This window comes from Dinghuibacter silviterrae (genome assembly GCF_004366355.1).
Lineage (GTDB): Bacteria > Bacteroidota > Bacteroidia > Chitinophagales > Chitinophagaceae > Dinghuibacter > Dinghuibacter silviterrae.
On the sequence record NZ_SODV01000001.1, the window covers coordinates 2,421,504 to 2,437,554 of the forward strand.

Sequence of the window (16,051 nt, forward strand, 5' to 3'; positions counted from 1 at the left end):
TTATCTTATACAGTCTTGGCTTTCGCGGGAGCCGCAGCCGGCGCATGCGCATGGTGCTCGGCCAGCCCTCTCTTCCTGTCGAGGTCGACCAGCACGGGGGCGGCAACGAAGATGGAGGAGTAGGTACCGGTGATGACCCCGATCAGCATCGCGAAGGCAAAGCCGCGGGTGACCTCACCCCCGAAGATGAACAGGATGAGGATGGTCAGGAACACCGTCAGGGAGGTCATGATCGTACGGCTCAGCGTGTCGTTGATGGCCTTGTTGATGATGCTTTCCTTCGACGCCCCGATCATGATATGGCTGTCTTCACGGATACGGTCAAAGACGATCACGGTATCGTTCATCGAGTACCCGATCACCGTAAGCACGGCGGCGATGAAGTGCTGCCCGATTTCCAGGGGGAAGGGGACAATGTCCGCGAACAACGAGAACACGATCAGGGTGACGAATACGTCGTGCAAAAGGGCGATGATCGTACCCAGCGAGTACCTCCAGTCGCGGAACCGGATGAAGATATAGACGAAGATGATCAATAAACCAAAGATGATCGCCTTGACGGCCCCCTTCTTCAGGTCGGAAGAGATCGTCGGCAGGACGGTCTGGCTTTGCAGCCTGTTCACCTTGTCAAACTGCTCGTAGGAGGTTCCTTGCGGCAGGAAGGGGATCAGGGCGTGGTACATCTTGTGCTCCACGAGGGAGTCGATGTTGGACCCGGATTCGGTGATCATATAGTCCGTCACGATGTCCAGGTGCTTGGCATCGCCCACGGTTTTGATCGAGGGCGCCGAAGCAGGCTGGAACTCTTTGTTGACGGCGTCGAAAACGGCATTGCTGGACGGAGCCTGGGAGAACTGGACGGTATAGCTCCGGCCACCCTTGAATTCGATGCCGTATTTAAAGCCGTGTATGAAGACGGAGTAAGCGGCGAGGATCAGGACGACGGCGGAAATGCCATAAGCCACCTTGCGGTATTCGATAAACTTGAAGGCCGCGTGTTTGAAGATCCGGGTGGAGATCTTGGTGAGGTAGATGAAGTGGCGCTGGCGGTTGGTATAGGTATCGGTGACCAGGCGGCTGACCAGGATGCCGCAGAACAGCGACAACAGGATACCGATGATCTGGGTGGTGGCAAAGCCCTTGATGGGGCCGAGACCGAAGTACAACAGGATACAGGCGGTCAACAGGGTCGTAACGTGGGCGTCCAGTACGGGCGGCATCGACCGGCGATAGCCTTCCTGGACGGCGGACGGATAGGCCCGGCCCCGCGCCAGCTCTTCCTTGATACGTTCAAAGATGATGACGTTTGTATCCACGGCCATACCGACGGTCAGTACCAGACCGGCGATACCCGGGGCCGTCAGGGAGGCGCCCAGCGAGGTCAGTACCCCGACGGTAAAGAGCAGGTTTAGGATCAGGGCGATATTGGCTACCCAACCGCCGGTGTTGTAATACACCAGCATCAGGATAAAGATGACGATGAAGGACAGGGCGAAGGCTTTCAGGCCACCCGAAATGGCTTCGGCACCGAGCGTAGGCCCGACTTCCACCGATGCGATGATCCGGGCGGGGGCGGCCAGCTTACCGGCTTTGAGGATGGAGGAAAGGTCCTGGGCTTCTTCGGGAGTGAAGTTGCCGCTGATCTGGGAGTTCCCGCCCGCGATGGGACCCTCGACGTTGGGGGCGGAGTACACCAGGCCGTCCAGGGCGATGGCGATCGCGTGGTCCACGTTTTCGGTCGTCATTTTTTCCCAGAGACGGCCGCCGATGTTGTCCATCTGCATGCTCACCACGACGCGGCCGGTGGTCTGGTCGTTGTCCTGGCGGGCGTCGGTCACGTGTTCACCGTCCAGTTCCGCTTTTTCGGTTCCGGGACGGGTCTTGATACAAAACACTTCCAGGATGTCCGCGTTGTTCTTTGCCTTCAGCGCTTTGGCGCCATAAAGGAAACGAAGGTTGGACGGCAGCACTGCCTTGGCGGCGGGTGAGTTGACGTATTCGGAGAAGGTGGCGGTATCGCTCGCCTTTACAAAACCTAAGGAAGCCTTTGACGTGCGGGCGTCCCTGCCGGATTCCGTGGTGGCGGGGGTGACGTTCAGAAGGCTCAGCAGCGGGTTGGCTTTTACAAAGGCCTGTTGTGCGGTGTCCGCAGCGGCTTTTGCTGCCGTATCGCCGGTTTTGGCGGTATCGTTCAGGGGCTTCCCGGCCAGGTAGTCTTTCAACTTGCTGTCCAGGGGAGCAATGTATTGCGTATAAAATTGTTGGTCTACGGTGTAAGTTTCCCAGAATTCCAGTTTGGCGGTGGCCTGGAGAAGTTTTTTGACGCGTTCCTTATTCTCTACCCCGGGCAGTTCAACGGTGATGTCTCCTTTGGCCTTGTCGGGGATGATGTTCGGCTGCGCCACCCCGAACTGGTCGATACGGGTGGTGATGACCTCGTTGGTCCGGTCGATGGCCTGGTTGGCCTCGTCCCGGATAGCTGCCAGTACCTCGTCGTCGCTGGCGGTCACCTTTATTTTGTGCTGGCTGGCGCCGGCAAAAAGACCGGCCAGCTTGCCGGTGGGGTTGACTTCCTTATAGGCCTGGGCAAAAAGATTGATAAAATCGGCGTTCCCGTTGGCCCTTCTTTGTACGGCCAGGGCCAGGGCCTTGTTCAGCAGGGAGTCTTTGGGGTTGTTGCTCATGGAGCGGATGAGACCGTCCAGGCCTACTTCCAGGGTCACACTCATGCCTCCCTTCAGGTCGAGACCCAGGCTCAGTTCCTGTTCTTTGGCCTTGAGGTAAGACACCTTGTAGAACAGGAAGTTGGCAATGACCTGGTCCTGGGTGCTGTCCTGGAGCTTATGGTAACGGGCATTGAAAACCGAGTCCTTGGTATCGGCGCTGGCGTCCGCATAATTCAGTTTTACAAAGCGATCCGCCTTTGCTTTCAGTTGACGTTCATGGCTGTTGACAATCCAGGTGAAGCTGAGCTGGTACAGAGAGATAACAATAAGTGCAATGGTGAAAAACCACACCAAACCTTTCAGTTGCATACTTTTTCGGGTTTACGCAATATATTTTTATATAGGTCGGCAAACCTACAGGAAAAAGTCGAAAAATGTTAAAAAAGCTGCCGGAACGCCTATTTTTGGGCCATCCATGTCCTTTTCCGTCCTACGATATTGGATCATCCTGGCCGCCTGCCTGTCCGTGATCTCCGCTCGCGGGCAAGGCTTTTTGGACAAACTAATGAGCCGCTACCCGGCCTATTTCGACACCGCCCTCCGGGAAAGCGACTCCCTGGGCATACAAATCATGTATACCCAGATCGACCGGAGCAGGAACAATACCCCCGTTTTTAAGGACTTTTTCTACCACGTGGATACCGGGCGCTATTTTTATCCCGCCTCTACGGTCAAGCTGCCCGTGGCCCTGCTGGCCCTGGAGCGGCTCCACGAGCTGGGGATCGACCGGAATACGACCTTGCTGACGGAAACGGGTTACGAGGGGGAGACACCGGCATCGAACGACCCCACCAGCCCGGACGGGCGGCCAACCGTGGGACAATATATAAAGGAAATCTTCCTTACCAGCGACAATGACGCCTTTAACCGTCTGTATGAGTGGCTGGGGCCCGCGTATATAAACGCTCGCCTGGACACGCTGGGTTATAAAAATGTCCAGATCCGGCACCGCCTGGACGTCATCCTGCGGGAGGACCAGAACCGGAGGGCCAACCCCGGCCGGTTTGTGGATTATGTCAACCGGACCCTCGCCGCCTGGCCCCTGCGGGTGGACAGCACCCGCTATGCGCCCCGGACGGACGTCGTGGACGGAGTGGATTTTAGCAGGAAAAACCGGTTGTCGCTGGCAGACCTGCACGACCTTTTAAAAAGTGCGCTTTTCCCCGCCTCGGTACCCGCTTCCCGGCGATTTGACCTTGGCGCGGACGACTGCCGCTTCCTCTACCGGGTGATGTCGGAGCTGCCCAGCCAGACACGCTCGCCCGCGTATGACACGTCGGAGGTCTGGGACGCTTATGTCAAATACCTGATGTTCGGGTGTCGCAAGGGCAGCCTGCCCCCGTCGGTCCGGATCTTTAACAAGATCGGGGAGGCATACGGCTATCTCATAGACGTCGCCTACATCGCGGACCTGGACAAGGGCGTGGAGTTTATGCTGAGCGCGGTGATCCGTTGCAACCCCGACCGGGAACTGGGGGACGGGCATTATACCTACGCACAAACGGGTTTCCCGTTCCTTCAACACCTGGGGGAAGTAATCTATTCCTATGAGCTGAGCCGGCCCCGGCGCGTGCGGCCGGACTTGTCCGTTTTCCGTTGTCTATACGATAAATGAATAGAGAGACCCAACAATTGAGTATTTTGCACGTTACTATAGACGTATGCGAAGATTAAACCCTACCGTTTTATTGACCGCCACCCTGGTCGTCCTGGGTCTGGCGTCCTGTCTGAAAACGGTGACGAACAATAACTCGACAAACCCGGCCGGCGTTGCTTTTGTGAATCTTGCGCCGTATGGCCCCCGCTTTGGCGTATTTCTGGACGGCGACTCCGTCGGCAACCAGAGCCTTTTCCCCTACGCCAGTTACGATTCGGCCGGTTCGACGGATGGCGGTATGCATTATGAGTCGTTGTATGCCGGCATTCATTCCATTGCCTTTAAAGATTCGGCGGACGAGATCCTGGTCAGCGGCGAAACACAATTCTCCAAAAACACGAAGTACAGTATTTTCCTCTACGATACGCTGACCGCCACGGGGCTTAACGCGGTACAGTTGCAGGACAGCTATGACTCCATCCCTTATGGCTATTGCCTGTTCCGGTTTCTGAATTTTGGCCCGAACGCCCCGTCGCTCAACGTCTGGCTGCCGCTCACCGTCGACACCAACGCCATTCTCACCAACCAGCAATACGTGGGCAGCAATGGCGCCTCCACGGCTACTTTGTCTCAATACATCGCGCTGTCGCCCAATAATTACACCTTCACTTTTACCAACTATACCACCGGCACCGCCATCGACAGCTTCAACGTCACGTTGCAGTCGGGGCGGGCCTATACGATGTTCGTCACCGGTCTCCTGGATACTTCGGGGAAGGGACCTTTTAAGAAGGGGCTCATCAAGATGAACTAGCGCTAACGCTCGATAGTCTTTGATTTTGGCGCCGCGGCAACGCAAAACTTTGTAATTTTGCGGCACAAAAAAGACACAACGAGATGCAACTTTCTTCCCGCCTGCAGAAATTCAACGAACCGGAAACCTTGAAGATGGCCAAACTCGGCCGCGAGCTAAGGGCAAAGGGAATTGACGTAATCGACCTTTCCTTAGGCGAACCCGACTTTGATACGCCTGCCCACGTGAAAGAGGCCGCCATCAAAGCGATCCACGACAACTGGAGCCACTATACGCCCGTGGCGGGCTTCCTGGACCTCCGCGAAGCGGTTTGCGTCAAATTGAAGCGGGACAACAACCTGGATTATGCCCCCGAGAATATCGTCGTATCCACCGGCGCCAAACAAAGCCTCGCCAACACCATCCTTGCATTGGTGGACGAAGGCGACGAGGTGATCATTCCCACGCCTTACTGGGTCACGTATTCCGAGCTGGTCAAGATCGCCGACGGGAAAGTCGTGGAGATCCGCACGACCAGCGAAGCACAGTTCAAGATCACCCCCGCCCAGCTCGAAGCGGCGATTACGCCAAAGACGAAGGCGTTCCTTTTTTCCTCCCCCTGTAACCCCTCCGGCGCCGTTTATACGAAGGCGGAACTGGAAGGACTGGCCGGTGTTTTCCGCAAATACCCGGACATCTTTATCATCTCCGACGAGATTTACGAGTATATCAATTTCGTGGGCAAACACGAAAGCATCGCGCAGTTCACCGACCTGAAGGAGCGCATCATTATCGTCAACGGCCTTTCCAAGGGCTTTGCCATGACGGGTTGGCGCCTGGGGTATATCGCCGCCAGCGTGCCCGTTGCCAAGGGGTGTGAAAAGCTCCAGGGCCAGTTTACGAGCGGGACCAGCTCCATCACTCAAAAGGCGGCCGTACAGGCCCTGACCGGGGACCTGAAGCCCTCCCACGAGATGGTGGAAGAATTCACCCGCCGCCGCAAACGCGTGCTGGAACTGGTGAAGGAAATCCCCGGGGTGAAGTGTTTCGAGCCCCAGGGTGCCTTTTATATCTTCCCCGACGTATCGTCTTACTACGGCAAATCGGATGGGCAGACCACCATCAACAACGCCTCGGATTTTTGCATGTACCTCCTCAACACGGCGCACGTGTCGTCCGTGATGGGTGATGCCTTTGGCGAACCCAAGTGTGTCCGCTTCTCCTTTGCCAACAGCCTTCCGAACATCGAGAAGGCCTGGGCGAGGATCAAGGAGGCGTTGGCCAAACTGAAATAGTGAGCGAAAAGCTAGATATGTTTTTCAACCGCCTCACCAAGGTGTACAAACACCTCGGGAAACAGGCGGCAAGACAGGGAATTTCGTGCTATCGGGTCTATGACCACGATCTGCCGGAATTCCCTTTCTGTATTGAGTTTTACGGCGAGCGGCTGTACCTAGCGGAGTACCGCCGCCGCCACGGCATGGATGAAGACCAGCACGACGAATGGCTGTACACCTGTCTGCCTGTCATCTCTACCGTACTGGGCGTGCCCGTCGATGAGATTTACTGGCGGCAGCGCGAGCGCAAGGCGGGCCGTCAGGGACAATACACCCGCCAGTCGGAGGAAGGGGAATTTTTTACCGTGCCGGAAGGGGGATTGTCGTTCCTGGTCAACCTGACCGACTACCTGGACACCGGTCTTTTCCTCGATCATCGCCTGACTCGTGCGCGTGTACGCGAAGAAGCCGCAGGCAAAGACGTCCTCAATCTTTTTGCCTATACCGGTTCGTTCTCCGTGTATGCCGCGGCGGGCGGTGCCCGGAGCGTGACCACCGTGGACCTTTCCAAGACCTACCTGGGCTGGGCGGAGCGGAACATGCAGCTCAACGGGTTGCAGGATCCCAGACGGACTTACATCCATGCGGACGTCAAGCAGTACCTCGGCACGCTGCCCGGGGAAGCCTTCGACCTGGTCGTCATGGACCCGCCCACTTTTAGCAACAGCAAACGCATGAAAGATTTTCTCGACATCCAGCGGGATCATGTCCCGCTGCTCAACGAGGTGCTTCGCGCCGTGCGACCAGGGGGTGCCGTGTATTTCAGCACCAACTTCACCAGGTTCGTATTGGATCGTGAAGCCATCGCTGCTGCCGGGGTCAAGGACATTACCCGGGCAACGACGCCCTTCGATTTCGAGGGGAAGCTCAAGCGGTGGTGTTACCTGCTGCAGAAGTGAGTAGCTTCTCATGCAGCGCCAGCACCTGCGGTATCACCGCATGCTGATCATCGTTGACGACGACCTCGTCGCACAGCAACATTTTTATCCGCTCCTGTATCTGGTGGCGCATGCGTTCGCGTACGGCTTCGGCTTCCACGCGATCCCGGTCCATGACGCGTTTGATGCGCAGCGCGCCCGGCGCGCTGACACCGATGATGACGTCGAACTGGCCCTGCATCCCTGCCTCGAAGATGAGGGATGACTCGCGGATCGCGTAGGGCCCCGTCTGGCGGGCGATCCACGCGTCCCCGTCGCGGATGGTGGCGGGGTGGACGAGGGCGTTGAGGCGGGTGAGCTGTGTCTTGTCCTTGAAAACGATGGAGGCTAAGTAAGCCCGGTTGAGCTGGTTCCCGGTATAGGCCTGCTCGCCAAAGGCCTCCTTGATCTCCCGGATGAGCGCTGCGTCTTCCTGCATCAACCGGCGGGACGCCAGGTCGGAGGAGTATAGGGGAATGCCCAATACGCCGAAAACCTTGGCTACGGTGCTTTTGCCGCTGCCAATACCGCCGGTGAGACCCACTTTTAGCATGCCGGAAAGATAAAAAAAATGCCGGACCGAAAGGCCCGGCATTTTATGTGCGGTGCGTATCTTATTTGCTGGTCTCAGCGGTCCCCGCGGCCTTTTGCAGGTTCGATGTCCACTCCATGCTGATGGCGCTCTTCTCGATCTTGAGGTAGCTGCCGGGGCTGACTTCCAGCTGAAGCGTGGTGTTATCGTCGTTTACCTTGTATACGGTGCCGTGGATACCCGCGATGGTGACGATCTTGTCCCCCTTTTGCAGGTTGCTCAGGAAGGCCTTTTGTTTTTTGGCCTTGGCAGACTGGGGCCTGATCATAAAGAAATAGAAAACCACAAACATAAGCCCCAGGTAGATCAGGAGAACTGAACTGTTACCGCCGGGCTGTGCCATCAAGAAAACAGAATGCTGCATTGCTAATTATTGAATGTTTGAATTATTAATTTTTCCTGACCACCACGCCGGTCAGTTTCAGGGGCGGGAAAGCCGGGCTGGCGTTGGACGTGACCGTGATGACCTTGTACGCCGGTCCCATCCTGCCTTCGGTGTTGAACTCGGCCTTTATCGTCGCCGTAGCCCCCGGGGGGATGGGTTCCTTTGGCCAGGTGGGTTTTGTACAGCCGCAACTGGCCCTTGCGTCCTGGATGATCAACTGGTGGTTGCCGGTATTCCGGAAGCGGAAGGCGAAGTCCACCTTCTCCCCTTCGGTGGCTTTCCCGAAGTCGTAGGCAGAGTCGAGGATCTGGACCGTGGTGGAGTCCTTTACCGGTCCACCCGCTCCATTCCGGCCGCTGCCCATCCCGCAGGACAGGGCGATCAGCGCGATGGAAGAGAAAAGTATTGCTTTATGCATAAGCGCGAAGTTACAGGCTTGCATCAATTTTTATGCGAAGTTTTGTGGATCCTGTTCCCCGTCAGCAGCTCCTTGTGGATGTTGTCCAGGATGCCATTGACAAATTGTCCGCTTTGTGCCGTGCTGTATTCCTTGGCCAGGTCTATATACTCGTTGATCGTCACCTTTGTCGGGATCGTCTCGAAAAAAAGAAATTCGGCCGTTCCCATCTTCATCAGGATCATGTCCAGGATCGCGATCCGCTCGGCGTCCCAGTTCTGGAGACGGGGCGTGATCAGCTCCGTGAGCTGTGTTTCCTTGGACAGGACCGTCTGGAGAAGCTCCCGGGCAAACTGCCCCTTTTCCTTCCCCAAAAAGTCCTGGAAGTTGTAGGCCTTCGGCTTTTGCAGAAAGCCCAGCATCAGCAGGTTCATCATGTCGGCGTCGTCGTCCCAATGCACAAACTGTTCCTCCAGGTGGGACACGAAGTCATCGTCGGGCAGCATCAGGTCGGTAAAAATAAAGGCGAGGATGTCCTTTTCCGCGTCTTTGTCCCGGTCCTGGATCCTGATGTATTCCCGGTACAGCGGGGTCTCCACCAGTCGCAGATAGATCTTGCGGACCCAGTCCTGGGAGTCGATCAACTGCGGCTTGTCCTTGGCCACGGCCTGGAGAAAAGAGCCGTGCTCCAGGATGGCCCATAAAAGGGTGTTGCCGGCGATCTTGGTAGACACGGACAGGTCCTCGGGTGAGGGAAGGTGTTTGGAGGCCCGGTGCCGTGCGTCGATCTCGGCGTACCGGGCGACCTCGGTCAGAAACCAGACCAGGTAAACAAAGAGCTGCCGGGATTGTTCCAGGTGCGTGTCCAGGATCTTGACTTCTTCCCCGGGTTTAGTGCTATGGTCGAGGGCCTCTATGGTGTAGAGGGTCTGCATCACCTTGACCCGGATGTTTCTTCTGCTGATCATCTTAGAGGCGCAAAAATAGGGGTTTCCCGCCAAATGGGCCCTAATGCCCCGTCACCGTGATCAGGTAGTCATATAAATTGGCATCCGACGGCACATTCAGCTTCTTCCGAAGCCGGTACCGGCTGATCTCCACCCCCCGCAGGGAAATGTTCATGAGCTGGGCGATCTCCTTGGAGGAAAGGTTCATACGCAGGTAGGCGCAGAGCTTCAGGTCGGTGGAAGTGAGGGTGGGGTAGCGGCCCTTCAGGTTGGCGAGGAAATTACTGTGGACCTGGTCGAAATGGATGGAAAAGTGTTCCCAGTCTTCCTCGTTGCTCTCGTCGTCATTGAGCAGGCGGATGACCTTTTTGAACTCCTGGGCGCCCGTGGGGTTGTCGATGTGGCGCTGGAGCCGGACCAGGTCCTCCTTAATGTTGGAGAGGAGCTTGCCGCGCTGGACAAGGTGCATCGTCACCGAAGCCAGCTCCTTGTTTTTGAAATTGACATCGGACTCCAGCTTATCGTTTTTGAGCTGGACGATTTGTTTTTCGTTGGCTTCGAGTTCCAACTGGTGGAGGTAACGAAGCCGGTCCTGCTCTTCCTCGTACTTCTGTTGCTGGCTGGCGAATTTCCGGCGCTGGTACCGGGAAACCAGGTAAAGGATACCGCACAAAATGAGGATATAGCCGATGTAGGCCCAAACCGTCTGGTACCAGGCCGGTTCGACCGTAAAGGTATAAGACGCCGCCTTGGATTCGTTGCCTAAATTGTTGCGGGCCTTGACCTGGAACGTATAAGTACCGGCGGGGAGGTTGGTGTAGTCTTTTTCGGTCTTCCGGGTCCAGTCGGACCAGCCTTTGTCAAAACCGGTGAGCTGGTAGCTGTAGCTGATGTTGTCCTTTTGTTCATAGAGCGGGGAAGCGTATTCGAAGTGGAAGGAATTGACCAGGTTGGGCAGGTGGGCGATGGCGGTCTGGACGTCGGCGACCCGATCGCCGTTGGTGAAATACCCCCCGAAAAGAAGGCTGTCCTTGCGCGCGGTGGTCCTGACCTGGCCGATCATGACGGTGAGCTCGGGTTTGGACCGGAGGTAGCGGTTATAATTGAGGTGGAAAAAACCTTTGTCGAAGCTGATAAAGACATTCTCGTCGTTATACGGGTACAGGAATTCGAAACCGCCCACGGTCTCCCCGGTGAGCTCGGGGAAATAGACGATGGTATAGGCATTCCCCCCCGACGGTTTGCGGAAGTCGACGATCCCCACGCGTTCGCTGGAGACAAACCAGATGTTGCCGTTGTCGTCTTCCCGGAGGTAACGGACCTTTTGGTGGTGGAAAACGGGTTCCATAAAGTCGGACAGGACAAAACGGTCGCGCGCGGGATCGTACTCGAAGATGCCTTTTTCGGTGGCGACGACGACGCGGTTCTTGACGCGGTATACATAGTTGTTCAGGTCCCCGGGGAGGCCGTCCTTGGAGGTATACAGCCGGGCGGTAAAACTGTGGTGATCGGGCGAGAGGTCGATCCGGAACACCCCGCGGTAAGGGTGGGAGGTCCAGATGCGGTTGTCATTGTCGATGGCAAGGAAACGCAGGGATTCGGTAAGACCGGGGAGCTTTCCTTCGGAGCGGAACGTTCCCCCCTGGTAATCCAGGAGGTCCAGACCTGAATAGGAGCCGACGATGACCTGAGGAGAAGGATAGACGGAGGAGAGGGGGGCGAACAACCAGCTTCCCACCCCCGGGAGGAGGGGATAAGCCGCGTCCCCCTTTATTTGAAACGCCCCTTCGTGGTGCCCCATGAGGAGCTGGCCGTTGACCTCCGTCAGGTTCCAGACCTGTCCGTCGGTTCCCCGGACCTGGGTGAATTGCCCTTTGGAGAAGGCCAGGTCGCTTTCCCGGAAGTCCAGGGGGACGCTGTACAGGCCATCGGAGGTGCCGATAAAGAGTTTGCCCTGGTAGATCCGGGCGGCATACCCCGCCACCTGGTTGTTCTGGTCGGGGAAAATATGGGTAATGGCTGTATTGTATGCCACAAAATCGATCCCGTTGTCCAGTCCCATCCAAAGGTTGTGGTCCCGGTCCAGGAAAAGGGTCAGGACGTTGTTGTTTTGGATACCCTCCGGACGGGAAAGCGTCTGGATCACCCGGCCGTCCCTGTTTAGGATCATACACCCCCCGGAGCTGGTCCCCAAGGCAAAGTCGCCTTCGCTGGCAACGCTTCCGCTGTAGATACGGTTGCTTTCCAGCCACACGTCCGCCTGGGTCCTTTTCCGGGTCACCCGGTCCCCCGTCAATAGATAAAGACCGTGACGGTTGGTGCCGATCAGGAGCGTATCCTTATCAAAAGGCAAAAGAGTGGTCACCAGCGTGTCCGGTCCACCAAACGGCTGGCGGAGGGGCTCCCACCGCCCTTCCCTGAAGCGCATCAGGCCCTTGGCTTTGTCCTGGGCAAACACTTCCTCCCCCACATTCCCCATAAAACGCCATTCCGAAGGCGCGGGATACACGGCTACGGTCTGGTCCTTATACAGGAAAATCTTGTCTTCGGCGCGGAAAAAGACCTGGTCACCTATAATAGAGATGTCCCAGACGTCGGCAAACTTCCGGTCGGCAGCGGGGACGAGGCTTTTCAGGGAGGTATAGACAAGGTCCCCGTTTGCACCGGGGAAAAAATAACCGATCTCGTCCTGCGCCCCGACAAAAACCCTTCCTGAGGGGGCTACCTGGACGGACCGGACGATGGTCTCATTGGGCATCGGGTACCGGTGCCAGTAGTGCCCGTTGAAGGTGAGGAGCCCGGAGTTATTGGCAAAATAAAGGATCCCGTTATGGTCTTGTGCGATATCCCAGCTTTGGGTGCCGGCCTGGTAGACCTCTTTTGGATAGTTGATGATCTGGGGGAGGCCGATCGTGTTTTGACCCTTAATAACCCCCATAGGTGAAAATATGACTAGTATTACGGGCAGCAATTGTCTCATACGCATACAATCGTTTACAAGTAGCAAGCTACACAAAAAAATATTATGATGTACCGTTGCTGTAGTTGATTAGTATTGATAATCAATAATATAGTTTTGGATGTTGTAGTGATGATGTAGCAGTATTTTTCCCCTGACGAATAGGAAGGCCTAGGTTTGTTTCCATATTTTTCTCCAGAAAGGGAAAGCTAATTTTTAAACCTTCAATTCTATTAAACTGCTTGTGTATGAAAAAAGCGATTGCGTTGTTTTTTCTTACCTGCCTATGGTCACTCCCCAACGTTCTATGGGCGCAGACCACCCAAATCACCGGAAAAGTCGTATCCCAAAAGACGGGCACCCCGCTCCCCGGTGCATCCGTGCGTATCAAGGGAACCGACCGTGGTACGGTGACCAACGGGGAGGGACAATTCGTCCTTCAGGCCAAACGCGGAGAAGTCCTGGTCATCAGTTACCTGGGTGAAGAAACCCAGGAGCTGAAAGTCGGCACCGATAACTCCCCGATGGTGGCCCTGGTCGATAAAGCCGGCAACCTGGAAGATGTGGTTGTCGTGGGCTACGGTACCCAGAAAAAAAGCGTGGTAACCGGGTCGATTGCCTCGGTGAAAGCGTCCGACCTGGACAATATGCCGGTCAGCCGCGTGGACGACGCCTTGAAAGGCAGGACGTCCGGTACGATCATCGTCCAAAACACCGGTGCTCCCGGGGCGTCTTCTACGGTGATGATCCGGGGGGTTACCTCCATCAACGAAGGGGCAAACACTCCTTTATATGTAGTAGACGGTACCATCGTCGACCAGGGCGGTATCGACTACCTGAACCCGGCCGACATCGAGTCCATCGAAGTACTGAAGGACGCTGCGTCCACCGCCATTTACGGGGCGCGGGGCGGTCCCGGTGTCATCCTGGTCACGACCAAAAAAGGGAAGGCCGGCCAGGGGCATATTACCTATACCGGGTCTTTTGGTAGCTCCGCTCCCGTCCGGAAGCTGGACCTGCTGAATGCCACCGAGTATGCCACGCTGAGGAACGAATCCTCCATGGCCGCCGGCAAGGGCATCGTTTTCCAGAACCCCCAGTCCCTGGGCGCGGGGACAGACTGGCAGAGCCAGATCTTTAACAACCACGCCCTGACCGAAAATCACGAGCTGGCCTACAGCGGCGGCAGTGAAAAAGGCACGTTTTATACCTCTGTCGGTTACTATGACCAGCAAGGGATCGTGGCGACCTCTATATCCAATTACAAAAGGCTGACCGTCCGCATCAATACGGAAGCCAAATTGCGTCCCTGGTTGAGCATAGGCGAAAACTTCGGGTACTCCTATATTAAAAGTCAGGGTGGCCTGAATACGAACAGCGAGTTCGGTGGACCGCTGAGCTCCGCCATCAACCTCGACCCGACGACCCCGGTGATTGAAACAGATCCGGCGGTCCTGGCCGCGGCGCCGTACAGCACCCAGCCGGTGGTTAAAGACGGTCTTGGCCGTCCTTATGGTATTTCCACCCAGGTCGGGCAGGAAATCACCAACCCCGTAGCCTTTATCCAAACGCAGCAGGGGAACTACGGCTGGTCCCACAACCTGGTGGGTGATGCCTACCTGAGCGCAGGACCCATCAAGGGCGTCAAATTCACCACCGACTTCCACGCCAAACAAGCCTTTTGGGGCAGCCGGAGCTTTACCCCGATCTATTACCTGAACAGCTCGACCAACAACCTGACCAACAACAACCTCTACGAGGATTACGAACAGGGGATGCGCTGGAACTGGGACAACTACCTGTCCTATACCTACAACCGTAATGGCCACAACCTGATGGTGATGGCCGGTTACAGCTCGGAAGAAGACGCCGCGAACGACGGTCTGAACGGCACCTTCTATGCGCTGCCCGTGTCCACCTACGGCGCTGCATCGACCAACTATTCCCTGCCGACGACCGACCGGATTGCCGGCGGTTACCAGGGCCAGGTCGTCACCCGTAGTTCCTACATCGGCCGGTTGACCTACAACTTCCGCGAGAAGTACCTCTTGACGGCCAACTTCCGCCGGGACGGTTCCTCCAACTTCGGTTCCAACAACAAATACGGGAACTTCCCCTCCGCTTCCGTGGGTTGGGTGCCTTCCAAGGAAAACTTCTGGAACACCATTACGGCCGTCGACTACCTGAAAATCCGCGCCGGTTTCGGCGTAAACGGTAACGACGCCATCTCCCCGTTCTCTTACGTATCGACCATCGGCGGCGGCCGCAACTATCCCTTCGGTCCCGGCGGCGGCGTCGACGTTGGCTACAGCCCCAACGCCCCGGCCAACCCCGACCTGAAGTGGGAACGCGTGACGCAAACCGACCTCGGTTTTGACGCCACGGTCTACCGTCACTACACCGTCACCTTCGACTGGTTCAACAAAAATACCACGGGTATGCTGGAACAGATCCAGATCCCCGGCTACTCCGGCGCTGCCGGCAACCCGACGGGTAACGTGGGCAACATGTACAGCCGCGGGGTGGAACTGGACCTGGGCTACAATCAACGCGTAGGCGCTGTGAACCTCAACTTCAGCGGCCATGTCAGCCATATTATCAACAAGGTAACCACCCTGGGTACGACCCAGTATTTCACGGGGGCCTCCTTCCAGGCGAGCTCCTACGAGATCAACCGCATCCAGCCGGGCCAACCCCTGGATGAATTCTACGGGTTCAAAACCCTGGGCATCTTCCAGACACAGGCCGACGTCAACAACTATGTCGGTAAAAACGGTCCGATCCAGCCGAATGCAAAACCCGGTGACTTCAAATTTGCCGACCTCAACGGTGACGGCACGATTTCCAGCGCCGACCGTACCTGGCTGGGCAGTCCCATACCGACCTGGGTATTTGGCTTTACCGCCGGTGCTACCTACAAGTCGTTTGACCTGACCCTCTTCATGCAAGGGCAAGCCGGCAACAAGATCTTCCAGGGGTACCGCCGCCTGGACATCACGAACGCCAACTACCAGAGCATTGCCCTCAATCGCTGGACCGGCGCCGGTACATCCAACGACTTCCCCCGGCTGGTGGACGGAGACCCCAACGGTAACTTTACAAACCCGACCTCCTTCTATCTTCAGAACGGCGCTTACCTGAAGCTGAAATCCTTCCGCCTTGGGTATACCCTGCCGAAGAGCATCGTCGACAGGGCCGGTTTCCAGAAACTGTATATCTATGTAGCCGGTGACAACCTGCTCACTTTTACCAAATACAACGGCTTCGATCCCGAAATCGGGGGTGGCTTTGGCCAGGGTGGATCGGGTAACGCCAACAACTATGGCGTGGACAACGGTATCTATCCCCTTGCGCGGACTTTCACCGTCGGCTTGAACGTTGGTTTCTAATCCCATAAAACG

Annotated in this window: 11 protein-coding genes; 5 read left to right on the forward strand and 6 right to left on the reverse strand. The window is 56.6% G+C overall.

Features of this window, described 5'->3' with window-relative positions; genetic code table 11:
- Positions 1–5: 5 nt before the first annotated feature.
- Positions 6–3,035, reverse strand: coding sequence for a protein translocase subunit SecDF (secDF, locus tag EDB95_RS10750; protein WP_133993449.1), 3,030 nt, complete (start codon positions 3,033–3,035; stop codon positions 6–8).
- Positions 3,036–3,141: 106 nt separating this feature from the next.
- Here secDF and EDB95_RS10755 point away from each other — a divergent pair, with 106 nt between their 5' ends.
- From EDB95_RS10755 to EDB95_RS10770, 4 genes are all read left to right on the forward strand, one after another.
- Entirely contained in the window at positions 3,142–4,341 is a 1,200-nt protein-coding gene (locus EDB95_RS10755; RefSeq protein ID WP_162852547.1) for a serine hydrolase, read from the forward strand.
- 46 nt (positions 4,342–4,387) lie between these two features.
- On the forward strand, positions 4,388–5,137 hold the full coding sequence (locus EDB95_RS10760) for a DUF4397 domain-containing protein (protein ID WP_133993453.1): 750 nt from the start codon (positions 4,388–4,390) through the stop codon (positions 5,135–5,137).
- Positions 5,138–5,220: 83 nt separating this feature from the next.
- Complete coding sequence (locus tag EDB95_RS10765; protein ID WP_133993455.1) at positions 5,221–6,411, forward strand: pyridoxal phosphate-dependent aminotransferase; 1,191 nt, start codon at positions 5,221–5,223, stop codon at positions 6,409–6,411.
- Entirely contained in the window at positions 6,411–7,352 is a 942-nt protein-coding gene (locus EDB95_RS10770) for a class I SAM-dependent methyltransferase (protein ID WP_246073602.1), read from the forward strand. Before EDB95_RS10765 ends, EDB95_RS10770 begins: the two co-directional genes overlap by 1 nt.
- Here the strand turns inward: EDB95_RS10770 and coaE are convergent.
- The 5 genes from coaE to EDB95_RS10795 all read right to left on the reverse strand — a co-directional run bounded on the left by coaE (position 7,321) and on the right by EDB95_RS10795 (position 12,629).
- Positions 7,321–7,923 (reverse strand): dephospho-CoA kinase, encoded by a 603-nt coding sequence (gene coaE, locus EDB95_RS10775; RefSeq protein WP_133993457.1) that lies wholly within the window; start codon positions 7,921–7,923, stop codon positions 7,321–7,323. The two genes, EDB95_RS10770 and coaE, sit on opposite strands and share 32 nt — an antisense overlap.
- A 61-nt stretch (positions 7,924–7,984) precedes the next feature.
- Entirely contained in the window at positions 7,985–8,326 is a 342-nt protein-coding gene (gene yajC, locus EDB95_RS10780; protein WP_133993459.1) for a preprotein translocase subunit YajC, read from the reverse strand.
- Positions 8,327–8,351: 25 nt separating this feature from the next.
- Positions 8,352–8,765, reverse strand: a complete 414-nt coding sequence (locus EDB95_RS10785; RefSeq protein ID WP_162852548.1) for a DUF1573 domain-containing protein — start codon at positions 8,763–8,765, stop codon at positions 8,352–8,354.
- A 23-nt stretch (positions 8,766–8,788) separates the two neighbouring features.
- Positions 8,789–9,712, reverse strand: coding sequence for a transcription antitermination factor NusB (gene nusB, locus EDB95_RS10790; RefSeq protein ID WP_133993463.1), 924 nt, complete (start codon positions 9,710–9,712; stop codon positions 8,789–8,791).
- Between the two features lie 40 nt (positions 9,713–9,752).
- Positions 9,753–12,629, reverse strand: a complete 2,877-nt coding sequence (locus tag EDB95_RS10795; RefSeq protein ID WP_162852549.1) for a triple tyrosine motif-containing protein — start codon at positions 12,627–12,629, stop codon at positions 9,753–9,755.
- Between the two features lie 269 nt (positions 12,630–12,898).
- On the opposite strand from EDB95_RS10795, the gene EDB95_RS10800 reads away from it, so the two are divergent.
- Positions 12,899–16,039, forward strand: a complete 3,141-nt coding sequence (locus EDB95_RS10800; protein WP_133993467.1) for a SusC/RagA family TonB-linked outer membrane protein — start codon at positions 12,899–12,901, stop codon at positions 16,037–16,039.
- The last annotated feature ends 12 nt before the right edge of the window (positions 16,040–16,051 follow it).

Bases quoted from the DNA above. Each gene is read 5' to 3' on its own strand.
- EDB95_RS10795 (WP_162852549.1), bottom strand. From the start codon at position 12,629: ATGGGGGTTATTAAGGGTCAAAACACGATCGGCCTCCCCCAGATCATC.
- coaE (WP_133993457.1), bottom strand. From the start codon at position 7,923: ATGCTAAAAGTGGGTCTCACCGGCGGTATTGGCAGCGGCAAAAGCACC.
- secDF (WP_133993449.1), bottom strand. From the start codon at position 3,035: ATGCAACTGAAAGGTTTGGTGTGGTTTTTCACCATTGCACTTATTGTT.
- yajC (WP_133993459.1), bottom strand. From the start codon at position 8,326: ATGCAGCATTCTGTTTTCTTGATGGCACAGCCCGGCGGTAACAGTTCA.
- EDB95_RS10785 (WP_162852548.1), bottom strand. From the start codon at position 8,765: ATGCATAAAGCAATACTTTTCTCTTCCATCGCGCTGATCGCCCTGTCC.
- nusB (WP_133993463.1), bottom strand. From the start codon at position 9,712: ATGATCAGCAGAAGAAACATCCGGGTCAAGGTGATGCAGACCCTCTAC.
- EDB95_RS10765 (WP_133993455.1), top strand. From the start codon at position 5,221: ATGCAACTTTCTTCCCGCCTGCAGAAATTCAACGAACCGGAAACCTTG.
- EDB95_RS10760 (WP_133993453.1), top strand. From the start codon at position 4,388: ATGCGAAGATTAAACCCTACCGTTTTATTGACCGCCACCCTGGTCGTC.
- EDB95_RS10755 (WP_162852547.1), top strand. From the start codon at position 3,142: ATGTCCTTTTCCGTCCTACGATATTGGATCATCCTGGCCGCCTGCCTG.
- EDB95_RS10800 (WP_133993467.1), top strand. From the start codon at position 12,899: ATGAAAAAAGCGATTGCGTTGTTTTTTCTTACCTGCCTATGGTCACTC.